The organism is Streptococcus sp. SK140 (genome assembly GCF_000259525.1).
In the GTDB taxonomy this organism is placed as follows: Bacteria; Bacillota; Bacilli; order Lactobacillales; family Streptococcaceae; genus Streptococcus.
Window position 1 is genome coordinate 37,885 of the sequence record NZ_AJML01000040.1, and the last position, 21,741, is coordinate 59,625.

General features: G+C 40.1%; 27 protein-coding genes. 21 read left to right on the top strand and 6 right to left on the bottom strand.

From position 1 onward, the window contains the following. Window positions 1-62: 62 nt before the first annotated feature. The gene (locus HMPREF1116_RS10735; protein WP_000500175.1) at window positions 63-812 is read right to left on the bottom strand and encodes a lysophospholipid acyltransferase family protein; all 750 of its coding nucleotides are present in this window, start codon (window positions 810-812) and stop codon (window positions 63-65) included. 132 nt (window positions 813-944) lie between these two features. Here HMPREF1116_RS10735 and HMPREF1116_RS10740 point away from each other — a divergent pair, with 132 nt between their 5' ends. The 6 genes from HMPREF1116_RS10740 (at window position 945) to HMPREF1116_RS10765 (ending at window position 8,012) form a co-directional block, all read left to right on the top strand. Further along, complete coding sequence (locus HMPREF1116_RS10740) at window positions 945-3,281, top strand: cation-translocating P-type ATPase (RefSeq protein ID WP_000360029.1); 2,337 nt, start codon at window positions 945-947, stop codon at window positions 3,279-3,281. A 101-nt stretch (window positions 3,282-3,382) separates the two neighbouring features. Continuing rightward, window positions 3,383-4,060: a tRNA (adenine(22)-N(1))-methyltransferase gene (locus tag HMPREF1116_RS10745; RefSeq protein WP_007555963.1), complete on the top strand. Its 678-nt coding sequence runs from the start codon at window positions 3,383-3,385 to the stop codon at window positions 4,058-4,060. Next, window positions 4,047-4,844 (top strand): Nif3-like dinuclear metal center hexameric protein, encoded by a 798-nt coding sequence (locus HMPREF1116_RS10750; RefSeq protein WP_000647628.1) that lies wholly within the window; start codon window positions 4,047-4,049, stop codon window positions 4,842-4,844. Before HMPREF1116_RS10745 ends, HMPREF1116_RS10750 begins: the two co-directional genes overlap by 14 nt. 16 nt (window positions 4,845-4,860) lie before the next feature. Continuing rightward, entirely contained in the window at window positions 4,861-5,958 is a 1,098-nt protein-coding gene (locus tag HMPREF1116_RS10755) for an NAD(P)/FAD-dependent oxidoreductase (protein WP_000754688.1), read from the top strand. 103 nt (window positions 5,959-6,061) lie between these two features. Then, window positions 6,062-7,081: a UDP-glucose 4-epimerase GalE gene (gene galE, locus HMPREF1116_RS10760; RefSeq protein ID WP_001156558.1), complete on the top strand. Its 1,020-nt coding sequence runs from the start codon at window positions 6,062-6,064 to the stop codon at window positions 7,079-7,081. Continuing rightward, window positions 7,065-8,012: a glycosyltransferase family 2 protein gene (locus HMPREF1116_RS10765; RefSeq protein ID WP_000364637.1), complete on the top strand. Its 948-nt coding sequence runs from the start codon at window positions 7,065-7,067 to the stop codon at window positions 8,010-8,012. The genes galE and HMPREF1116_RS10765 overlap by 17 nt, the downstream gene beginning before the upstream one ends. A gap of 105 nt (window positions 8,013-8,117) precedes the next feature. Here the strand turns inward: HMPREF1116_RS10765 and HMPREF1116_RS12020 are convergent, their stop codons facing one another. Next, window positions 8,118-8,315, bottom strand: coding sequence for a ferredoxin (locus HMPREF1116_RS12020; protein WP_075230460.1), 198 nt, complete (start codon window positions 8,313-8,315; stop codon window positions 8,118-8,120). Window positions 8,316-8,360: 45 nt separating this feature from the next. On the opposite strand from HMPREF1116_RS12020, the gene HMPREF1116_RS10770 reads away from it, so the two are divergent. The 6 genes from HMPREF1116_RS10770 to pdxT all read left to right on the top strand — a co-directional run bounded on the left by HMPREF1116_RS10770 (window position 8,361) and on the right by pdxT (window position 12,229). Then, window positions 8,361-8,849, top strand: a complete 489-nt coding sequence (locus HMPREF1116_RS10770) for an SAG1386/EF1546 family surface-associated protein (protein ID WP_000410177.1) — start codon at window positions 8,361-8,363, stop codon at window positions 8,847-8,849. A gap of 8 nt (window positions 8,850-8,857) precedes the next feature. Beyond that, window positions 8,858-9,529 (top strand): (d)CMP kinase, encoded by a 672-nt coding sequence (gene cmk, locus HMPREF1116_RS10775; protein ID WP_000849395.1) that lies wholly within the window; start codon window positions 8,858-8,860, stop codon window positions 9,527-9,529. A 139-nt stretch (window positions 9,530-9,668) separates the two neighbouring features. Beyond that, window positions 9,669-10,007: a zinc ribbon domain-containing protein YjdM gene (locus HMPREF1116_RS10780; RefSeq protein ID WP_001061595.1), complete on the top strand. Its 339-nt coding sequence runs from the start codon at window positions 9,669-9,671 to the stop codon at window positions 10,005-10,007. A gap of 2 nt (window positions 10,008-10,009) precedes the next feature. Further along, window positions 10,010-10,642, top strand: a complete 633-nt coding sequence (locus HMPREF1116_RS10785) for a Pr6Pr family membrane protein (protein ID WP_000127873.1) — start codon at window positions 10,010-10,012, stop codon at window positions 10,640-10,642. A gap of 138 nt (window positions 10,643-10,780) precedes the next feature. Then, window positions 10,781-11,656: a pyridoxal 5'-phosphate synthase lyase subunit PdxS gene (gene pdxS, locus HMPREF1116_RS10790; RefSeq protein ID WP_006153788.1), complete on the top strand. Its 876-nt coding sequence runs from the start codon at window positions 10,781-10,783 to the stop codon at window positions 11,654-11,656. Continuing rightward, window positions 11,657-12,229, top strand: a complete 573-nt coding sequence (gene pdxT / locus HMPREF1116_RS10795; protein WP_000689968.1) for a pyridoxal 5'-phosphate synthase glutaminase subunit PdxT — start codon at window positions 11,657-11,659, stop codon at window positions 12,227-12,229. A 32-nt stretch (window positions 12,230-12,261) separates the two neighbouring features. Here pdxT and trhA read toward each other — a convergent pair whose 3' ends face one another. Together trhA and HMPREF1116_RS10805 are read right to left on the bottom strand one after the other, a co-directional pair. Next, a complete protein-coding gene (gene trhA, locus HMPREF1116_RS10800; protein ID WP_001097751.1) occupies window positions 12,262-12,909 on the bottom strand; it encodes a PAQR family membrane homeostasis protein TrhA in 648 nt (215 codons plus the stop codon). Beyond that, window positions 12,899-13,354, bottom strand: coding sequence for a DUF1836 domain-containing protein (locus HMPREF1116_RS10805; RefSeq protein WP_000858715.1), 456 nt, complete (start codon window positions 13,352-13,354; stop codon window positions 12,899-12,901). Before HMPREF1116_RS10805 ends, trhA begins: the two co-directional genes overlap by 11 nt. Window positions 13,355-13,488: 134 nt before the next feature. On the opposite strand from HMPREF1116_RS10805, the gene HMPREF1116_RS10810 reads away from it, so the two are divergent. The 7 genes from HMPREF1116_RS10810 (at window position 13,489) to trxB (ending at window position 17,844) form a co-directional block, all read left to right on the top strand. Then, window positions 13,489-13,989, top strand: coding sequence for a GNAT family N-acetyltransferase (locus tag HMPREF1116_RS10810; RefSeq protein ID WP_000405823.1), 501 nt, complete (start codon window positions 13,489-13,491; stop codon window positions 13,987-13,989). 13 nt (window positions 13,990-14,002) lie between these two features. Then, window positions 14,003-14,494: a methylated-DNA--[protein]-cysteine S-methyltransferase gene (locus HMPREF1116_RS10815; protein ID WP_155811959.1), complete on the top strand. Its 492-nt coding sequence runs from the start codon at window positions 14,003-14,005 to the stop codon at window positions 14,492-14,494. Window positions 14,495-14,506: 12 nt separating this feature from the next. After that, window positions 14,507-14,863 carry a Spx/MgsR family RNA polymerase-binding regulatory protein gene (locus HMPREF1116_RS10820; protein ID WP_000889099.1) on the top strand — a complete coding sequence of 119 codons (357 nt, stop codon included), beginning with the start codon at window positions 14,507-14,509 and terminating at the stop codon, window positions 14,861-14,863. Window positions 14,864-15,019: 156 nt separating this feature from the next. Continuing rightward, on the top strand, window positions 15,020-15,820 hold the full coding sequence (locus HMPREF1116_RS10825) for an amino acid ABC transporter permease (protein ID WP_001103454.1): 801 nt from the start codon (window positions 15,020-15,022) through the stop codon (window positions 15,818-15,820). Next, the gene (locus HMPREF1116_RS10830; RefSeq protein WP_000590980.1) at window positions 15,820-16,563 is read left to right on the top strand and encodes an amino acid ABC transporter ATP-binding protein; all 744 of its coding nucleotides are present in this window, start codon (window positions 15,820-15,822) and stop codon (window positions 16,561-16,563) included. The genes HMPREF1116_RS10825 and HMPREF1116_RS10830 overlap by 1 nt, the downstream gene beginning before the upstream one ends. Window positions 16,564-16,642: 79 nt before the next feature. Next, window positions 16,643-16,867 carry a DUF4059 family protein gene (locus HMPREF1116_RS10835; RefSeq protein WP_000960970.1) on the top strand — a complete coding sequence of 75 codons (225 nt, stop codon included), beginning with the start codon at window positions 16,643-16,645 and terminating at the stop codon, window positions 16,865-16,867. Window positions 16,868-16,932: 65 nt separating this feature from the next. Then, window positions 16,933-17,844, top strand: a complete 912-nt coding sequence (gene trxB, locus HMPREF1116_RS10840; RefSeq protein ID WP_000272327.1) for a thioredoxin-disulfide reductase — start codon at window positions 16,933-16,935, stop codon at window positions 17,842-17,844. A gap of 179 nt (window positions 17,845-18,023) precedes the next feature. On the opposite strand, the gene rlmB is transcribed toward trxB, so the two are convergent. Both rlmB and def read right to left on the bottom strand, forming a co-directional pair. Beyond that, window positions 18,024-18,752, bottom strand: a complete 729-nt coding sequence (gene rlmB / locus HMPREF1116_RS10845; RefSeq protein ID WP_000855759.1) for a 23S rRNA (guanosine(2251)-2'-O)-methyltransferase RlmB — start codon at window positions 18,750-18,752, stop codon at window positions 18,024-18,026. 44 nt (window positions 18,753-18,796) lie between these two features. After that, on the bottom strand, window positions 18,797-19,408 hold the full coding sequence (gene def, locus HMPREF1116_RS10850) for a peptide deformylase (RefSeq protein WP_001272934.1): 612 nt from the start codon (window positions 19,406-19,408) through the stop codon (window positions 18,797-18,799). A gap of 160 nt (window positions 19,409-19,568) precedes the next feature. Between def and HMPREF1116_RS12025 the strand changes: the two genes are divergently transcribed. Both HMPREF1116_RS12025 and HMPREF1116_RS10865 read left to right on the top strand, forming a co-directional pair. Then, window positions 19,569-20,888 (top strand): CapA family protein, encoded by a 1,320-nt coding sequence (locus tag HMPREF1116_RS12025; RefSeq protein WP_000437960.1) that lies wholly within the window; start codon window positions 19,569-19,571, stop codon window positions 20,886-20,888. 24 nt (window positions 20,889-20,912) lie between these two features. Then, on the top strand, window positions 20,913-21,740 hold the full coding sequence (locus HMPREF1116_RS10865; RefSeq protein WP_000403234.1) for a Cof-type HAD-IIB family hydrolase: 828 nt from the start codon (window positions 20,913-20,915) through the stop codon (window positions 21,738-21,740). Window position 21,741: the final 1 nt, after the last annotated feature.

Here is a 21,741-nt window from a genome sequence, read left to right on the forward strand (position 1 = left end):
AAAGTAATCAGCTGTCAGTCAAACTAAAATGGCTTAAGAGAATATCCCTCAGCCATTTTATTCTAACCTAATTGATTTTGTTTTTTTTCTGGATTCCAGATAAAACTTGCAATAAAGCTAAAGATGATGGTAACAATCGCAACTAAGACAGCAAGAATCAGTGCTGGTATGCGAATAAACCACCACAAAGGATTTGGTTTTTTGTTATTGTGCCATTGTTTCGTTTCCTCATCTAGACGTTGGAATTCTAATTGGATACGTTCAGCAACCATCTCAATTCCTTCATCATTCATTTTCTTAATGTCTGAGATATCGATAGGATTTCCGAAGTTCATATCGACACGTTCGCGACTGATGAGTCCTTTTAAGGTCATTGGGCCAGTGTAAGTAACTGGCATGATGCGAACCTTGGCCATTTTAGCAATCAGAGCTACGCCACCTTTGACATCGTTAGAATGACGACTACCACTTGGAAACATGATGAGAGATCGGTCGCTCTTTTTAAGAACATTGATAGGATACTTAATGGCAGAAGCGCTAGGATTTTCCCGGTCAATAGGAAAGGCACCACACATTCGAATCCACCAACCAAAGATTCGATTAGAGAAAAGTTCCTTTTTAGCCATAAAGACAAATTGCTTTGGTTTGGTCGCAAATGCCATGTAGACAGGATCCCACCAAGTACGATGGGGAGCAACTAGGATATAGTTTTCATCTTGACTCGGAATTTTATCAGTATTATGATAGTGAGCATTACCGTTGATAGACCAAAGAATCAACATAACCAGCCCACGAAGATAAGTATAAAACATGGTGTCTCCTTCAATTTTCTTTCTTTTATTATACCTTATCATACTAGGACAAGCAAATGTTTTTTTGTTTAGGCGGAATTGCTCTTCATATGAAATTAGAATTATTTTTAAAAAAATGATATGATAGAATTTATGGATAAAAATAAAATTATAGGCTTAAGCCAATCAGAAGTTAATGAACGTCAGAAACAGGGACAGGTCAATGATTTCAAAGCATCAGCTAGTACCAGTACTTGGCAGATTGTAAAACGAAATGTTTTTACTCTCTTTAATGCTTTAAACTTTGCTATTGCTTTAGCGCTCGCTTTTGTTCAAGCCTGGAGCAACTTGGTTTTCTTTGCAGTTATCTGTTTTAATGCTTTTTCAGGAATTGTAACCGAGCTACGTGCCAAACATATGGTTGATAAACTCAATCTCTTGAATAAAGAAAAGATTACGACTATCCGTGATGGACAAGAGATTGCTTTGGATCCAGAAGAGCTTGTTTTGGATGATGTGATTCGCTTGTCTGCAGGGGATCAAATTCCAAGTGATGCGATTGTATTAGAAGGCTTTGCAGAAGTCAATGAAGCCATGTTAACGGGCGAGAGCGACTTGGTGCAAAAAGAAGTAGAAGACTTAATGTTGTCAGGTAGTTTTCTTGCCAGTGGTTCTGTCTTTGCTCAAGTTCATCATGTAGGGGCAGATAACTATGCAGCCAAACTCATGCTTGAAGCTAAGACAGTTAAACCGATCAACTCACGCATCATGAAATCGCTAGACCAGCTTGCAGGCTTTACTGGGAAAATCATCATTCCATTTGGAATTGCCCTCTTGCTTGAAGCTTTGGTCTTGAAAGGTTTACCACTGAAGTCTTCTGTAGTGAATTCCTCTACAGCTCTTTTGGGAATGTTGCCTAAGGGGATTGCCCTCTTGACCATTACCTCTCTTTTAACCGCTGTTATCAAGCTTGGTTTGAAAAAGGTCTTGGTGCAGGAGATGTACTCTGTTGAAACCCTAGCGCGCGTGGATATGCTCTGCTTGGATAAGACAGGTACCATCACCCAAGGGAAGATGCAGGTTGAGACTGTTCTTCCTCTGACCCAGGCTTATGACAAGGATGCTATTGCCGACATACTAACCAGCTATATGGCAAACAGCGAGGATAAAAATCCTACAGCTCAAGCTATCCGTCAACGTTTTCAAGGTCAAGTAGCTTATCCGATGATTTCTAGTCTTCCATTTTCAAGCGATCGTAAATGGGGAGCAATGGAGTTGGAAGGTCTCGGAACTGTTTTCCTAGGTGCACCTGAGATGTTGTTGAATGCTGAAGTTCCTGAGGCTAGAGAAGCTCTTGAACGAGGATCTCGTGTCTTAGTTCTGGCCCTCAGTCAAGAAAAACTTGATCACCACAAGCCACAAAAGCCATCTGATATTCAAGCCTTGGCTTTGCTTGAAATTCTAGATCCAATCCGAGAAGGGGCGGCTGAAACTCTAGACTATCTTCGTTCTCAGGAAGTGGGCTTGAAAATTATTTCTGGTGATAATCCAGTTACCGTTTCAAGTATTGCTCAAAAAGCTGGTTTTGCAGACTACCACAGCTACGTAGATTGCTCGAAAATTACTGATGAAGAGTTGGTTGCTATGGCTGAGGAGACAGCGATTTTCGGACGTGTCTCTCCTCATCAAAAGAAACTGATCATCCAAACGTTGAAAAAAGCAGGTCATACGACTGCAATGACAGGAGATGGTGTCAATGATATCCTTGCTCTCCGCGAGGCAGACTGTTCCATCGTGATGGCTGAAGGAGATCCAGCGACTCGTCAGATTGCAAATCTGGTCCTCTTGAACTCAGACTTTAATGATGTTCCTGAGATTCTCTTTGAAGGTCGTCGTGTGGTCAATAACATTGCCCACATTGCTCCGATTTTCTTGATTAAGACCATCTATTCCTTCCTGCTTGCAGTCATCTGTATTGCAAGTGCTTTGTTGGGACGTACTGAATGGATTTTAATTTTCCCATTCATTCCGATTCAGATTACCATGATTGACCAGTTTGTGGAAGGATTCCCACCGTTCGTATTGACCTTTGAGCGAAATATTAAACCAGTCGAACAAAACTTCCTCAGAAAATCCATGCTCCGTGCACTACCAAGTGCCTTGATGGTAGTCTTTAGTGTTCTCTTTGTTAAAATTTTTGGAACCAGTCAAGGCTGGTCAGCCATTGAAATTTCGACTCTTCTGTATTATCTACTAGCGTCGATTGGTTTCATGTCTGTAGTTAGAGCTTGCTTGCCATTTAGTCTATGGCGTGTCCTCTTGATTATTTGGTCAGTTGGTGGCTTCCTTGGAACGGCTCTATTCCCAAGAATCCAAAAACTACTTGAAATTTCAACACTGACAGGACAAACATTACCTGTCTATGGCATCATGATGCTCATCTTTACTGTGATTTTCATCCTGACAAGTCGTTATCAAGCTAGAAGATAAAGAAAGGCTGCAATCCATGATTGCGGTCTTTTTTAGGTACAGGATTGCTAGACAAAATATGGTATAATAAAGAGAAATAGACTTTTGGAAAGTGAGAGAAAATGATTTCGAAGAGATTAGAAATGGTAGCTTCTTTTGTACCTCAAGGAGCCGTTTTACTGGACGTCGGGAGTGATCATGCTTATCTACCCATTGAATTGGTTGAAAAAGGTCACATCGATCGTGCCATTGCAGGAGAGGTTGTAGAAGGTCCCTATCAATCTGCAGTTACAAATGTTAAAAGTCATGGTTTAACTGAGAAAATTCAGGTTCGTTTAGCCAATGGTTTAGCAGCATTTGAAGAAAGTGATCTGGTATCTGTCATCACTATTGCTGGAATGGGTGGCCGTTTGATTGCTACGATTTTGGAAGACGGATTAGACAAACTTGCTACTGTTGAGCGTTTGATTCTTCAACCCAATAATCGAGAAGACGAGTTGCGTTCTTGGTTACAAGAACATGGTTTTCAAATCATAGCAGAAAGTATTCTAGAAGAAGCTGGGAAATTCTACGAGATCATAGTTGCAGAAGCTGGTAAAATGAATCTATCAGCAACTGATGTCCGCTTTGGTCCATTCTTGTCCAAAGAAGTCAGTCCAGTCTTCGTCCAAAAATGGCAAAAAGAAGTTGCTAAGCTTGAGTTTGCCCTTAGTCAAATTCCAGAAAAAAATCAAGAAGAACGTCAAGTTCTAGCAGAAAAAATTCAAGCCATCAAGGAGGTGCACCATGAAAGCAAGTGAAGTGATTAAGCGTTATGAAGCCTATTGCCCACAAGAATTTTCTATGGAAGGGGATAGTCGTGGTCTGCAAATTGGCACCCTAGACAAGGAAATTCAAAAGGTCATGGTTGCTCTTGATATCCGTGAAGAGACAGTCGCTGAAGCTATTGACAAGGGTGTTGATCTGATTATCGTTAAGCACGCCCCTATCTTTCGTCCAATCAAGGACTTGGTAGCTAGTCGTCCTCAAAATCAGATTTATATCAATCTCATCAAGCACGATATCGCTGTCTACGTCAGTCATACTAATATTGATATTGTTGAAAATAGTCTCAATGACTGGTTCTGCCAACTGTTAGATATTAAAGATACAACCTATATACAAGAAACAGGTCCTGAACGTGGGATTGGCCGTATTGGAACGATTAGACCTCAAAAATTTAAGGAATTTGCTGACCATGTTAAGGAAGTCTTTGGTCTAGATAGCCTTCGTATGGTGTATTATCAAGAGAAGGATTTGCAAAAGACAATCTCAAGAGTGGCTATCTGTGGTGGCAGTGGGCAATCTTTCTATTCTGATGCTTTAGCAAAAGGAGCAGATCTTTATATCACTGGTGATATTTATTATCATACTGCCCAAGATATGCTGTCAGATGGTTTATTAGCTTTGGATCCAGGACACTATATCGAAGTGCTTTTTGTGGAAAGAATTGCAGCGCTCTTGAACGAATGGAAGGAAGAGAATGCTTGGTCGCTAGAAGTAGTCGCAAGTCAGGCTTCTACCAATCCATTCCATCATATCTAGTTAGAAGGTAAAGACAATGAAAAAAGTTGCCATTGTAGGAGCAGGAATTGTAGGGGCAACAGCTGCCTACTATCTCTCTAAGGAAGCAGATGTCGAAGTAACTGTCTTTGATCATGGGTACGGACAAGCTACCAAGGCAGCGGCAGGAATCATCAGTCCTTGGTTCTCTAAACGACGTAATAAAGCTTGGTACAAGATGGCTCGCCTAGGAGCAGACTTTTATGTAGATTTATTAGCTGATTTAGAAAAAAATGGTCAAAAGATTGATTTCTACCAGCGCTCAGGAGTCTTACTTCTCAAAAAAGATGATTCCAAGCTCGAGGAACTCTATGACTTAGCCTTGCAACGTAGAGATGAATCTCCCTTAATTGGCGAATTAGCCATTTTGGACCAAGCTGCTGCAAGTAGCTTATTCCCTGGATTAGTGGGATTTGAAAGATTACTCTATGCTTCTGGTGGCGCTCGAGTAGACGGACAACTCCTAGTCAGTCGTTTACTGGAAGCCAGTCAAGTGAAGGTCGTAAAGCAAGAGGTCAGTCTAAAACCCTTAGCATCGGGTTATCAAATAGACAATCAAAAGTTTGACCAAGTTATCTTGTCCACAGGAGCTTGGCTTGGACACATTTTGGAGCCTTTAGGCTATGAGGTGGATGTTCGCCCTCAAAAAGGTCAACTTAGAGATTACCAAGTGAAACAAGACATGGCAAGCTATCCTGTAGTTATGCCTGAAGGGGAGTGGGATTTGATTCCATTTCCAGGTGGGAAGTTGTCTCTAGGAGCTACTCATGAAAATGATATGGGATTTGACCTAACAGTTGATGAAAATTTGCTCCAACAAATGGCTGAGGCGGCGAGTCCATTTTATCCAGCCCTGGTTGAGGCAATTTTATCTGGAGAACGTGTGGGGATTCGTGCTTATACAAGTGATTTCTCTCCATTTTTTGGACAGGTTCCAAACTTATCAGGAGTCTATACAGCAAGTGGTCTAGGATCTTCAGGATTAACGACTGGTCCTATTATCGGTTATCATCTAGCTCAAATGCTTCAAGGGAGAAGTGGTGTATTAGATCCAGCAGATTATCCGACTGAAAGATACATTAAAAAGAAACAATAGTAAATCTTTTACTTAGATTTTACGATAGTGTTAGGAAAGTAAATGACTTTCCCTATCAAAAATGGTAGAATGAAAAAAATAATCCAAGAATTGAGGAAATAAAATGCAAGAAAAGATTTTGGTAACAGGTGGAGCAGGTTTTATCGGAACTCACACTGTCATTGAACTAGTTCAAGCTGGACACCAAGTAGTTGTCGTGGATAATTTGGTCAATAGTAGTCGTAAAAGTCTTGAAGTAGTCGAAAGAATCACAGGCGTAGAAATTCCTTTCTACGAAGCAGATATTCGTGATACAGATACACTTCGTGATATTTTCAAACATGAAGAACCAACAGGAGTTATCCATTTTGCTGGTTTGAAGGCTGTAGGGGAATCTACACGTATCCCACTTGCCTACTATGATAACAATATTGCTGGAACTGTCAGTCTATTGAAAGTTATGGAAGAGACTAACTGTAAGAATATCATCTTCAGCTCTTCAGCAACTGTTTATGGAGATCCGCATACAGTTCCAATCCTCGAAGATTTCCCTCTTTCAGCTACTAACCCTTATGGTCGTACTAAGTTGATGCTTGAAGAAATCTTGACAGATATCTATAAAGCTGATTCAGAGTGGAACGTTGTTTTACTTCGTTATTTCAACCCAATTGGGGCGCATGAGAGTGGTGACCTAGGAGAAAATCCAAACGGCATTCCAAATAACCTTTTGCCGTATGTAACACAAGTCGCAGTTGGTAAGTTAGAACAAGTTCAAGTCTTCGGAGATGACTACGATACTGAAGATGGAACAGGTGTACGTGACTATATCCACGTTGTTGACCTAGCAAAAGGACATGTTGCAGCCCTTAAGAAGCTTCAAAAAGGTTCAGGTCTAAACATATACAATCTTGGTACAGGAAAAGGTTACTCTGTGCTTGAAATTATCCAAAATATGGAAAAAGCAGTCGGACGTCCAATTCCTTACCGTATCGTTGAACGTCGTCCGGGTGATATTGCAGCTTGCTACTCAGATCCAGCAAAGGCTAAGGAAGAGCTAGGATGGGAAGCAGAACTTGGTATTACAGAGATGTGTGAAGACGCATGGCGTTGGCAAAGCAAGCATCCAAATGGATTTGAAGACTAAGATGATGATTTCAATCATAGTCCCATGCTTAAACGAAGAGGAAGTACTTCCTCTTTTTTATCAAACTCTTGAAGCACTGATCCCAGATTTGGAAACAGAAATCGAATACATTTTTGTAGATGATGGTTCGACTGATAAGACTTTGGATCTTTTAAAGGTTTATCGAGAGAAAAATCCTGCAGTACATTATATCTCTTTCTCGCGTAATTTTGGGAAGGAAGCAGCCTTATATGCAGGTTTACAACAAGCTAGAGGAGATTTGGTGGTAGTTATGGATGCAGACCTTCAGGATCCACCAAGACTCTTGCTTGAGATGAAAGAACTACTAGATCAGAATCCGGATTTGGACTGCGTTGGAACACGCAGAACCAGTCGAGAAGGAGAACCTTTTTTACGTAGTTTCTGCGCCGATCTTTTTTATCGTTTTATGCAAAAAATTAGCCCAGTAGCTCTTCCATCGGGTGTTCGTGATTTTCGGATGATGAGAAGATCAGTTGTGGATGCAGTGTTAGAATTGACAGAATACAATCGCTTTTCCAAAGGACTCTTTGCCTGGGTTGGTTTCCGTACTCACTATTTAGAATACCCTAATGTTGAAAGGCAGGCAGGTAAGACAAGTTGGAGTTTTAGACAACTCTTTTTCTACTCTATTGAAGGGATTGTGAATTTTTCAGATTTTCCTTTGATATTAGCTTTTGTTGCTGGCCTTTCGTCGTGTTTTCTGGCTTTAGTGATGACATTGTTTGTAGTTGTCCGTACTCTCGTACTGGGCAATCCAACTTCTGGTTGGACTTCTCTGATGGCTGTCATTCTATTTCTTGGTGGTGTCCAATTATTGACGATTGGGATTCTCGGAAAATATATCAGTAAAATTTATATGGAAACGAAAAAAAGACCCCTCTATCTGATAAAAGAACAGAGTGAGTCATGATAAGATTTGCTAAAAATAAGTCCTTCAAAAGACTATAATTTTCTGGAAAAATATGCTAAACTAGAGGAAGTGGGATTTGGAAATTGAATTACCACTGATGACAAATTAATCTTTGATGAGCGCGCGAGTGGGACACTGTTTTACAGCTTCCAGTAGCTCTTCACTAGCTGGGATGTCTCTCTCTAGTAGATTAGGATCATCATAGAAACGCACAATACCATTATCATGGTAATCAAATAAATCAGAATAGGTTTGGCATAGCCCACAGGCAATGCATCGTTCAGGTATAAGTGTGATTTTCATATTTATATTGTAATAAGAAATTAGAAAAAAAACAAGGAGTAAGGTATGGAAAAGGAACCATGGCAAGAAGATATTTACGATATCGAGGAAAGTCGTTCGGAACGCAGAAGCAGAGGAAATAAGGAATCAGGAGTAGGAGCTAATCGTATTTTAACGATTTTGGCTTGTATTTTCTTTGTTATCGTTGTCGGAATGATTGCTATTCTAATCTACCTGTCATCTGGTGGAAGTGATCGTACGGCAGCCTTGAAAGATTTTCATGATTCTTCTGCGCCTAAGGTAGAGGAAGTTTCTTCAACATCATCAAGTAGTTCAGTTGAAGCATCAAGTTCTGAAGCAGAAGCTACTTCTTCAAGTAGTTCAGAGGAACATACAAATGCTGAAGGAACCATTACTGTCCTTGCAGGTGAAGGTGAGGCAGCTATTGCAGCTAGAGCAGGCATTTCTATTGCCCAGCTTGAAGCCTTGAACCCTGGTCATATGTCTTCAGGTACTTGGTTTGCAAATCCTGGTGATGTCCTTAAGACAAGATAGGAGTTAGAATGAAAACAATTCAGATTGCCATTGATGGACCAGCATCCAGTGGGAAGAGTACAGTAGCTAAGATTATCGCTAAGGACTTTGGATATACCTACTTGGATACAGGTGCCATGTATCGTGCTGCGACTTACATCGCTTTGAACAATCAGGTAAGCCCAGAAGAGTCATCTCGACTTCTTGAATTATTGGAACAATATCCAATTAGCTTTGGTCGTGCTGAAACAGGCGAACAGCTTGTTTTTGTTGGGGACGTTGATGTGACAAATCCAATCCGAGAAAATGAAGTAACTAATGCTGTATCTGCTTTTGCAGCCATTCCAGCTATTCGTGAAAAATTGGTAGCCCTTCAGCAAGAAATTGCCCAACAAGGCGGAATCGTCATGGATGGTCGAGATATTGGTACAGTGGTCTTGCCTAAGGCTGAATTGAAGATTTTTCTTGTTGCTTCAGTGGATGAACGTGCAGAACGACGTTATAAGGAAAATATTTCAAAGGGAATCGAAACAGATTTGGAAACTTTGAAAGAAGAGATTGCTGCGCGTGACTATAAAGATAGTCATCGTGAAACTTCGCCTCTTAAACAGGCTGAGGATGCAATCTATTTAGACACGACTGGACTAAGTATTTTAGAAGTTGTCGAAAAAATTAAATCAGAAGCAGTTAAACATTTTTAATTTGAAATGCTAACCGATTTACCACGATAGTGGTGAGTCGGTTTTTTAGCAATTTGTCAAATTTTAAATTTTAAGGTATAATAGATTCTGTTAACGAAAATTTGACAATCAAACCATCATGAAAATAGAAGGAGATAAAATGAACAATCTACCAAATTGCCCAAAATGTAATTCAGAATATGTCTATGAAGACGGAGCCTTGCTAGTCTGTCCAGAGTGTGCTTATGAATGGAATCCTGCTGAGCAAGCAGAGGTTGAAGACGGCCTTGTTGCCATCGATGCTAATGGAAATAAATTGGCTGACGGTGATACAGTAACCTTGATCAAAGACCTTAAGGTAAAAGGCGCTCCAAAAGACCTTAAGCAAGGGACACGTGTTAAAAACATCCGTATTGTTGAAGGTGACCACAACATCGATTGTAAGATTGATGGATTTGGTGCTATGAAATTAAAATCAGAATTTGTTAAAAAGATCTAATCATGACTGCTTGGAATAAAATAATTTTTTTCAGTCGCTCTTTCATGTTTTTAGCAGCATTTACAGGCGTCTATCTGGAAATTACCAAACGTGGTGGTTTAGGGATGTTGCTTTACTATACAGTCCTTTCCAACCTTTTGGTTGTCATTTTTACAGGTTATCTTTTGTTAAAGATGCGACGTGAGGGTGACCATTGGCAAAGTTCAAGTCTTTTGCGACTCAAGGGTGGTGTCACTATGAGTATTATGATTACTTGTGTCATCTATCATTTCATGCTAGCTCCTTTGACGACAGATTTTTACCGTTTGGAAAATTTCCTTTGCCATTATATCGTACCCCTCTGGTTTCTAGTTGATACCATCATTTTTGATAAGAGTCGTCAATATAAGTTAGTTGATCCCATGCTTTGGACTAGCCTTCCTTTGCTTTATATGATTTTTGCCCTCTTAAACGGTTTTGTTCTAAAGATGGATGTCCCTAATGCTAAGGATAGTCCCTTCCCTTATTTCTTTTTGAATGCTACCAAACATGGTTGGGGCTTTGTCTTTAAATGGGCAGCCACTATCTTTGTTGTCTACATGGTTTCAGGATATCTGTTTTATCTTGTTAAAAACATTAAAAAATCTAAGAAATAAAAGTACCCTCTGTGGGTACTTTTTTTGATGATTGAAATAATTGTACCCGGACAAATCAATTTTTTTTATCTTGTTCTTGAGTCATTTCTACCTTACAATAAATATGTAGCTACCAATACAACTATTGAGGAAGAAAAAATGACTGAAAATCGTTATGAATTAAATAAAAATTTGGCGCAAATGCTTAAAGGTGGCGTCATCATGGACGTTCAAAACCCTGAACAAGCAAGAATTGCAGAGGCTGCAGGTGCAGCAGCAGTTATGGCTTTGGAGCGAATCCCAGCTGATATTCGTGCGGCCGGTGGTGTCTCTCGTATGAGTGATCCTAAGATGATCAAGGAAATTCAAGAAGCAGTCAGCATTCCAGTTATGGCTAAGGTTCGAATTGGGCATTTTGTTGAAGCTCAGATTTTAGAAGCCATCGAGATTGACTATATCGATGAGAGTGAAGTGTTATCTCCAGCTGATGATCGTTTCCATGTGGACAAGAAAGAATTTCAAGTTCCTTTTGTTTGTGGTGCAAAAGACTTGGGTGAAGCCTTGCGTCGTATCGCTGAAGGAGCATCGATGATTCGTACAAAAGGGGAGCCAGGAACAGGAGACATCGTTCAGGCAGTTCGCCATATGCGTATGATGAATCAAGAAATCCGTCGCATTCAAAATCTCCGTGAAGATGAACTCTATGTCGCAGCAAAAGAACTCCAAGTTCCGGTAGAATTAGTTCAATACGTCCACGAACATGGGAAATTACCAGTTGTCAACTTCGCAGCTGGAGGAGTTGCAACACCAGCAGATGCTGCTCTCATGATGCAGCTAGGTGCAGAAGGTGTCTTTGTTGGTTCAGGAATTTTCAAGTCGGGTGATCCTGTTAAACGTGCAGCAGCCATTGTCAAGGCAGTCACAAACTATCAAAATCCTCAAATTTTAGCTCAAATCTCAGAAGATTTGGGAGAAGCCATGGTTGGTATCAATGAGAATGAAATCCAAATTCTCATGGCTGAGCGAGGAAAATAGATGAAAATTGGAATATTGGCCTTGCAAGGCGCCTTTGTAGAGCATGAGAAAGTCCTTGCCAAACTAGGAGTAGAAAGTATTGAACTGCGAAACCTAGAAGATTTTCAGCAGCATCAGAGTAATCTGTCAGGATTGATTTTACCTGGAGGTGAGTCGACAGCTATGGGAAAACTCCTACGTGATCAGCAGATGCTACTTCCTCTAAGAGATGCTATTCTCAATGGTTTACCAGTCTTTGGAACTTGTGCAGGTTTGATCTTGCTAGCGAGACAAATCGCTTCTCAAGAGGAAAGTCATCTGGCGACTATGGATATAGTAGTTGAGCGCAATGCCTTTGGACGTCAGCTAGGAAGCTTTTATACAGAAGCAGAGTGCAAGGGTGTTGGCAAAATTCCCATGACCTTTATCCGTGGACCTATTATTAGTGAAGTTGGTAAGGGTGTTGATGTTCTGGCAGTAGTGAACAATCAAATCGTTGCAGCTCAAGAAAAGAATATGCTAGTGACTTCATTTCATCCGGAATTAACAAATGATCTTCGCTTGCATCAATACTTTATCAATATGTGCAAATAAAAATAGGTCGGGATTTTGTCTCGACCTATTTTTTACATATAATAAACAATGGCAATATATTGGAGAGCTGAAGCTGCTAGGATGAAGAGATGCCAGATCATGTGGAAGTATGGTTTCTTCTTAGCGTAAAATCCAGCACCAACTGTATAGCAAAGCCCACCTGATACCATAAGAGTCCAAAAGATTGGATTTGTTTGACTGATGATTGCTGGTAGGATAGCCACAACTAACCAACCCATGATTAAGTAGAGAATTAGACTAAATTTTTCATTGACTTTTTTGGCAAAGATTTTATAAAGAATACCAAAAATAGTTGTTCCCCATTGGATAGCAATAATCAGGTAACCAAACCAGTTATTCATCAAGGTCAAAACGACAGGAGTATAAGAACCAGCAATCGCAACATAAATCATGGAATGGTCGATAATGCGCAAGACATACTTATGAGTGGAACCATAAGCCATAGAATGATAGATGGTCGATGAAAGGAACATGAGAAAGAGGCTAATAACGAAAATCGACACCCCAATCGATGATAAAAATCCATGAGCTTCATAACTATAAGTCGATGAGATAGGGAGCAAAATCAGCATGATAAGTGCCCCTACAGCATGGGTGACACTGTTTGCTATCTCTTCTCCAAAACTAAGGCGTTTGCTAAGTTTAAAACTAGTATTCATTTGTTTCCTCCTCTTCATTTTCTGTATAGACAAGAGCTAGTGTCTGATGATAGAGTTTTACCGTTTGGCAACTTGCTTGGATAATAGGATTGGCTGGGTCAATGTCTTCGTTCATGTAGTCCACAAAAGCATTGTAAAGCTCTTCTGAGTTAGTCTCTGTGTGTAGGATATTCAGGGTTTGAGCAATTTCCTGGATTGAAAAAACAGACTTGAGAGTTGTGATAGCAATCAATCGGGCGATTTGTTTGCGTTGGTATTTTTTCTTTTCAGGTTTGCTGATATAGCCGTGTTTGACATAGTTGTTCACCATTGATGCAGTTAAACCTTTCTCTTTAGCAAGAGAAATAGGGGAACAAACTTTATTCACATAAAGTAGGACCTGGTCCAAATAGAGATCAATATTTGGAATTTCGTCCCATTCTGGGTAGGAAAAAGTAGTTTTCATTTCCAACTCCTGTTTATCTAGTTTTGATAACTAGATTATAAAATAATAGAAATAAAAAGTCAAGTTTTAACTGCTTGTCGAAAGCTTTAAATTATGCTATGATGAGAGAAACTAGTCAGAAAAGAGGAGATAAGATGGAAATTCGTTTAGCCTTTCCAAACGAAGTAGATGCAATTATGCAGGTGATTGAGGATGCTAAAAAATGCTTGGCGGAAGCTGGTAGCACCCAGTGGCAAAATGATTACCCAAATGCCGACACGATTATTGAAGATATCATCTCTGGTCAGGCTTATGTAGCCTTGGACGAAGGAGAACTTTTAGCCTATGCAGCAGTGACTAAAAGTCCAGAAAAAGCTTATGAAGCCATTTATAATGGAAGTTGGGAGGGAAGAGAACCGGAATGCCTTGTATTTCATCGGATTGCGGTTTCTAGAGATGTCCAAGGCCAAGGTGTTGCCCAGACCTTCTTGGAAGGCTTGATTGAAGGCTTTGATTACCTAGATTTTCGTTCAGATACACATGCTAAAAACAAGGCCATGCAACATATCTTTGAAAAGCTTGGTTTTAAACAGGTCGGTAAAGTTCCAGTAGATGGAGAACGCTTGGCCTACCAAAAATTAAAATCAAATGCCTAAGAAGTATGCAAAGATGCTGTACAGTTCTCCAATTGGCATCATATCTATGGTAGCTGATGATCACTATCTGTATGGGATATGGGTTGAAGCACAGAGTTATTTTGAGAGAGGCTTGTCGGTAGGTAATCTAGTTGAGGTGGAAAGTCATCCAATCTTAAGTCAAATTGCTTGTAATTTGGAAGCCTATTTTAAAGGGGAGAATCAGGATTTGTCTCAGTTACCTTTGGCTCCTGTTGGTAGTGACTTTGAAAAAAGAGTCTGGAACTACTTGCGGGGAATTCCTTTTGGTCAGACAGTTACTTATGGACAAATAGCTAAGGACTTGCAGATAGCTTCGGCTCAGGCAATCGGAGGTGCTGTGGGGCGCAACCCATGGTCTATCCTAGTACCTTGTCACCGCGTATTAGGTGCAGGTAATCGTCTAACAGGCTATGCTTCAGGAATTGACAAGAAGGCTTGGCTCTTAAAGCATGAAGGTGCAGTATTTCAAGAGAATAAGGAATAGAAAGAAAAGAAAATGTTAGAATTTATCGAATATCCAAAATGTACAACTTGTAAAAAAGCCAAAAAAGAGTTAGATCAACTCGAATTAGAGTATAAAGATGTTCATATTGTAGAAGAAACTCCGAGTGAAGAAGTCATTTTAAATTGGCTTGAAACTTCAGGATTTGAGTTGAAGCAATTTTTCAATACCAGTGGAATTAAATACCGTGAACTGGGCTTAAAAGATAAGGTTGGGACTTTATCCAATAAAGAAGCAGCCAAACTCTTGGCCAGTGATGGTATGTTATTAAAACGTCCAATATTAGTGGAGAATGGTGCTGTGAAGCAGATTGGTTATCGTAAAACCTACGACAACTTGGATTTGAAATAGTTTTTTTCTATCTCCTTGATAGGTAAAATATATAACCTCACACTTTTAAAGTATGATAAACTAGTAGGTAGACAAAGTCTCTTCTGCTCGTAGCAAATATTTTAAATTTAGGCAGAAGTATGATAGAATGATTCATTATCAGGAGAGGATGTTTCTATGAATGTTACAACAATTTTAGCATCAGATTGGTACCAAAACTTGATGCAGTATATTCCAGACGGCAAACTGTTTAGTTTTCGTTCTGTCTTTGATGGGATTCCAAGAATTGTACAACAATTGCCAACAACATTGATGTTGACAGTATTTGGTGCTTTTTTTGGTATAATCTTGGCCTTGGTTTTTGCTATTGTAAAAATTAATCGCGTTAGAATTCTTTATCCATTACAAGCATTCTTTGTTAGTTTCTTAAAAGGGACACCAATCCTAGTGCAGCTGATGTTGACTTACTATGGAATTCCTCTGGCATTAAAAGCGTTGAATCAACAATGGGGGACTGCTTTTAATATCAATGCTATTCCGGCAGCAGCTTTTGCCATTGTAGCTTTTGCTTTTAACGAAGCAGCTTACGCTAGTGAAACTATCCGTGCCGCTATTCTTTCTGTTAATCCTGGAGAGATTGAAGCCGCTCGTAGTCTTGGAATGACACGTGCACAAGTTTACCGTCGGGTAATTATTCCAAATGCAGCAGTAGTAGCGACTCCAACCTTGATTAACTCCCTAATCGGTTTGACTAAGGGTACTTCCCTAGCCTTTAGTGCTGGTGTTGTAGAAGTCTTTGCCCAAGCTCAGATTTTGGGTGGTGCAGACTACCGTTACTTCGAACGTTTCATCTCAGTTGCTCTTGTATACTGGGTGGTAAATATCGCTATTGAAAATCTTGGTCGCTTTATTGAGAGAAAAATGGCCATCGAAGCACCAGATAATGTGAAAACAGATGTGAAAGGAGACCTTCGCTAATGATTAAGATTTCAAATTTAAGCAAATCCTTTTCAGGTCAAACCGTCTTGGATCATCTGAATTTAGATATTCAAAAAGGGGAAGTAGTGGCTTTGATTGGTTCCTCAGGAGCAGGGAAATCTACCTTTCTTCGTAGCCTAAATTATCTGGAAACACCTGATAGTGGAAGCATTCAGATTGATGACTTTAAAGTTGACTTTTCTCAAATTACTCAAGATGAAATCTTGACTCTTCGTCGCAAGTTGTCCATGGTGTTCCAACAGTTCAACTTATTTGAACGTAGAACAGCTCTAGACAATGTCAAGGAAGGTTTGGTAGTTGTCAAGAAATTATCCGACGAAGAAGCAACTAAGATTGCTAAAGAAGAGCTGGCTAAGGTTGGTCTTTCAGATCGTCAACAGCACTATCCTCGCCACTTATCAGGTGGGCAAAAACAACGGGTAGCTTTGGCGCGTGCTTTGGCCATGAAGCCAGCTATCTTGCTCTTGGATGAACCTACTTCAGCCCTTGACCCAGAATTAGTTAGTGAGGTAGAAAGATCTATCGCTAATGCTGCCAAATCAGGTCAAACTATGATTTTGGTCAGTCACGATATGTCCTTTGTTTCTCAAGTAGCTGATAAGGTTTTATTCTTGGATAAAGGAAAGATTATTGAGTCTGGAACACCAGATGAGATTATCAATCATCCTAAAGAAGAACGAACAAAAGAATTCTTTGCTAGTTACAAACGGACCTATATTTGATATAATAGAAGATAAGAAAGACTCAGTTGGCTAGGCTAACTGGGTTTACTCTTTAAAATTAATAGAAATGAGAGAGAGCATGCTAGTTCAGCTATTTGCTTTGTATTTAGAGAGTTTAGTGTTGACAATTCTACTGGTCTTGATTATTTTGGGACTCTGGATTGGACTTAGAGCTCTGTCGGGGGTTGACAAAACTGCTAAAGCACGTCAAGCCCATCTCTACGATATGATTATGATTGGAGTTTTGACCATTCCAGTATTGTCATTTGCAACCATGAGCATCTTGTTGGTTCTCAAGGCTTAATAGTTGTAAAATGGGATTTAATTCGTTAGAATAAAAATAGTTACAACAAGAAAGAAGGAAAGAGAATGTACGATACGATTATTATCGGTGCAGGTCCTGCTGGGATGACTGCAGCCTTGTATGCAGCACGCAGTAATCTGAAAGTGGCTTTGATTGAAGGAGGCCTTCCAGGAGGTCAGATGAATAATACTTCTGACATTGAAAACTATCCAGGTTATGCTAATATCAGTGGTCCTGAATTAGCTGAAAAGATGTTTGAACCTCTTGAAAATCTAGGTGTTGAACATCTCTATGGCTTTGTTGAAAATGTTGAGGATCATGGGGAATTTAAAAAAGTCGTAACAGACGACCAAGTTTATGAAACTCGCACAGTTATCGTAGCGACAGGTTCTAAGCATCGTCTCTTGGGAGTTCCAGGTGAAGAAGAACTCAATAGCCGTGGTGTTTCTTACTGTGCGGTTTGTGATGGAGCCTTTTTCCGTGACCAAGATTTGTTGGTTGTAGGTGGAGGTGACTCAGCAGTTGAAGAAGCAATCTTCTTAACACGATTTGCTAAGTCTGTAACTATCATTCACCGTCGTGATGAGCTTCGTGCTCAAAAAGTCTTGCAAGATAGAGCTTTTGCCAATGAAAAAATCAATTTCATTTGGGATTCTGTTGTCAAAGAAATCAAGGGTGAGAACCGTGTAGAGTCAGTTGCCATTGAAAATGTTAAAACAGGACAAGTGACAGAACAAGCCTTTGGTGGTGTCTTCATCTATGTTGGATTGGACCCTGTTAGTGACTTCGTCCAAGAGTTGCAGATTCGAGACCAGGCAGGTTGGATTGTGACAGATGACCACATGAAGACAAGCGTTGCAGGGGTCTTTGCAGTTGGGGATGTTCGTCAGAAAGACCTTCGACAAGTTACAACAGCTGTCGGAGATGGCGCTATTGCAGGTCAAGAGGCCTATAAATATATTACTGAACATAGTTAAAAAGGCGGTGGGACAGAAATCGATAGACAAAGTCTCGATTTCGTAGTCCCAGCCCGCGAGTTTGATTAGAGCTTTTTGGAGTTTAAAAGACGAACAAAAAGTTCAATCAGCTACCGCGTCAAAATTTGATTGATAATAAAAAGTGAGGTCGGGATCTTTTGTCCCAACCTCACTTTTTATTAGAGTCGATTTCTAAAGACTTCGTACATGAGAATGGCAGCAGCAACACTGGCATTGAGGCTCTGTACGTGACCATTCATAGGAATAGTAATCATTTCATCTACTTGTTTTTTAATGTTACTAGAGATACCTTTGCCTTCATTTCCGATGATGAGAGCAATCTTTCCTTTGGTATTCCATTTGTGGCAAGGAGTTCCGTTCATATCTGTACCAAATGTCCAGAAGCCTTCATCCTTGAGTTTGTCCAAGGTTTGGCTGAGATTGGTAACGCGGGCGATAGGAACGTGTTCAATCGCACCTGTTGCTGTTTTTGCTACGACAGGAGTAACACCGACAGCTCGATGTTTGGGAATGATGACACCTGAAACATTGGTTGCATCCGCTGTTCTCAAGATAGAACCGAGATTATGTGGGTCCGTTAAACCATCAAGGATTAGTAGTAGTGGGTTTTCTTCTTGACGTGTCTTAGCAAGAATTTGCTCAAGTTCAGTATAGGCAAATTCAGAAACGCGCAAGACAAAACCTTGGTGAACAGCTCCTTCAGTCATCTCAGAAAGTGATTTTTTGGAAGTCCAAGAAATGGATACTTTCTTTTCAGTAGCCAGTTCTTTAACCTTTTCTACATTCTTTCCTCGTAAATCTTCCTGAAGGTAGAGTTTGTTTCCAGTATTTGCTAAGAGAGCTTCTGTGACGGCATGAACGCCATAGACAATATCGTTTGTTTTCATATCTTCATTATAACACAAAATCCCGTCTTACAACGGGATTTTCTTTATTCAAGAATGAGCAAACCATCTTTAACTTCAAATGGGTCTTTTTCATTGATACGATCGTAGAACATAATGCCATTTAAGTGGTCAATTTCGTGTTGAACTACAATAGAGTTATAGCCCTTAAGTTTGATGCGGTGCTTTTCTCCATTCTTATCAAAATAGTCGACAGTTACTCGAGCGTGGCGGATAACATAACCTGGAACAGCACGGTCAACAGATAAGCAACCTTCCCCTTCGCCTAGAGCAGCATCTTGGACTGAATGTGAGACGATTTTAGGATTGTACATTACAGCTTGTAAGTCATAGGCTTCCTGAGGTGTTTCGCCATCCTCAGTGATATTTGGTACCAGTACGGCGATGATGCGTTTTGAGATATCCAGCTGTGGTGCAGCAAGCCCAACACCTCCACGTAGACCTAATTTTTCAGCCATAACAGGATCTTGCGAGTGTTTCAAAAATTGCATCATTTTTTCTCCAAGAATGATATCTTGGTCGCTCAAGGGGAAAGAGACCTCTTCGGCAACGGCACGAAGAGTAGGGTTCCCTTCGCGGATAATATCTTTCATATCGATTAAATGAGCAGCTTTGGTAATTCGTTCTATAGCAGACATATTCTTTCCTTTCCTTCCATTACAATTACATGATAACACAAAACAGATGAGAAAGAAAGTCACAGAAGTTGCTAAAAAATAATATAATAAAAGGAAATACCTATTTGTCTGTGGTATAATAGAATAAGAAATATGACTTTAAAATTATGGGAGAAAAGTTATGGAACAACGTAGTAGTAGAAGAAAAAATGGTCCCGTTTTACAAGCTATTAGAAATACTGTTCGGTTTTTCAGGAACTATAAGCAGTGGAATAATCGCACTTTTATTGTGGTCTTGTTAACTTCGGTAGTTATCTCGATGATGCTTACTTTATTAGTAGAAGGAGCTCGAGGGATTTCTTTAAGCAGTAGTGATCCAAGTTCCACACACCAACAGTCAAGTTCTCAGGCAAAGAATGCAGAGACGGAACAAGAAACGAGTGCGCGTATCATGGCAAATGGTGATTTGCTCTATCATGACATTATCTACATTTCAGCCAAAAAATCAGATGGCACCTATGATTTTCATGATAATTTTGAGTATGTAAAACCTTGGCTTAAGCAAGCAGACTTAGTTCTTGGTGATTTTGAAGGAACTGTAAATAAAGACCATTATCTTGCAGGCTATCCCTTGTTTAATGCGCCTGGTGAAGTCATGGACGCTATAAAAGATGCGGGCTATCAAGTGCTAGACTTGGCTCACAATCATATCTTAGATTCTCAGATTGAGGGCGTGGTTTCAACTGCAGATGCTATTGAAAAGGCAGGAATGACACCGGTCGGGGTCTATACCCATGAATCACGAGACAAGGCACCTTTACTTATCAAGGAAGTTAATGGTATTAAAGTTGCTATTTTGGCCTATTCTTATGGTTTTAACGGCATTGAACAAAGTATTTCTCAAGAGGATTATAATCGTTATCTTTCAGACTTAGATGAAGATAAAATGAAGGCTGAAATTGAACGAGCAGAGAAGGAGGCAGATATTACAATTATCATGCCTCAGATGGGAGTTGAGTATCAAATTGAGCCGACTGAGGAGCAAAAGAAACTTTACCATAAAATGATTGATTGGGGAGCTGATATTATCTTTGGGGGGCATCCTCACGTTGTTGAACCGGCTGAAACTGTTGAAAAAGACGGTGATAAAAAGCTTATCATCTACTCTATGGGTAATTTTATCTCAAATCAACGAATTGAAACCATGCAGGATGTTGAAAATGCCAAGTGGACGGAACGTGGCGTACTTATGGATGTGACCATTAAGAAAAAGTCCGGTAAAACAACTATCGAGACGGCCCAAGCTCATCCAAGCTGGGTGAGTCGTACTCCAAAAGGAGGTTATTCTCCAGAAGGCTACCCACTCTATCTTTACCAAACCTATATCTTGGAAGATTTTATAGAGGGCGGGAAATACCGTAGTCAGTTAGACGAGGCCACAAAGCAAAGGATTGATATAGCCTATAAAGAAATGAACGAGCATGTAGGTTTGAAGTGGTAGTGACTTGGACCACAAGGAGACACAATGGAAATTAAGATAATAGCGACAGATATGGACGGTACTTTGTTGGATCCTCAAGGACAACTGGACCTACCTCGACTAGAGAAAATTTTAGATCAGTTAGATCAACGTGGCGTTCGTTTTGTCATTGCAACTGGAAATGAAGTTCATCGAATGCGACAATTACTGGGACATTTAGCAGATAGAGTAGTTCTCGTGGTTGCTAATGGCGCTCGTATATTCGAAAATGATCAATTGATTCAAGCTCAGACTTGGGACGATGCTATGGTTGATAGGGCTTTGGGCCATTTTAAAGGCAGAGAGTGTCAGGATCAGTTTGTCGTAACTGCTATGAATGGCGGTTTTGTCAAGGAAGGAACTGTCTTTACAGAACTTGATAAATTTATGACTTTGGAGATGATAGAGAAATTCTATCAACGAATGCACTTTGTTGATGAATTTGATTCCAGTCTCTTTGGTGGTGTTCTCAAGATGAGTATGGTTGTTGGTGAAGAACGATCAGAATCCGTTTTGCAAGAAATCAATGAATTATTTGATGGTCAGGTTCGAGCTGTTTCTAGTGGCTACGGCTGTATCGATATCTTACAAGATGGGATTCATAAGGCATGGGGCTTAGAGGAGTTGCTCAAACGTTGGGACTTGAAACCTGAACAAATTATGGCCTTTGGTGATAGTGAAAATGACATTGAAATGTTAGAGTTGGCAGGAATTTCATATGCCATGGAAAATGCAGAGGAGACTGTCAAAGAAGTAGCCACCAAAATAGCGCCAGCCAACAGTCAGGCGGGTGTTTACCAAGTTTTAGAAAACTGGCTAGAAGAAGGAGAATAAC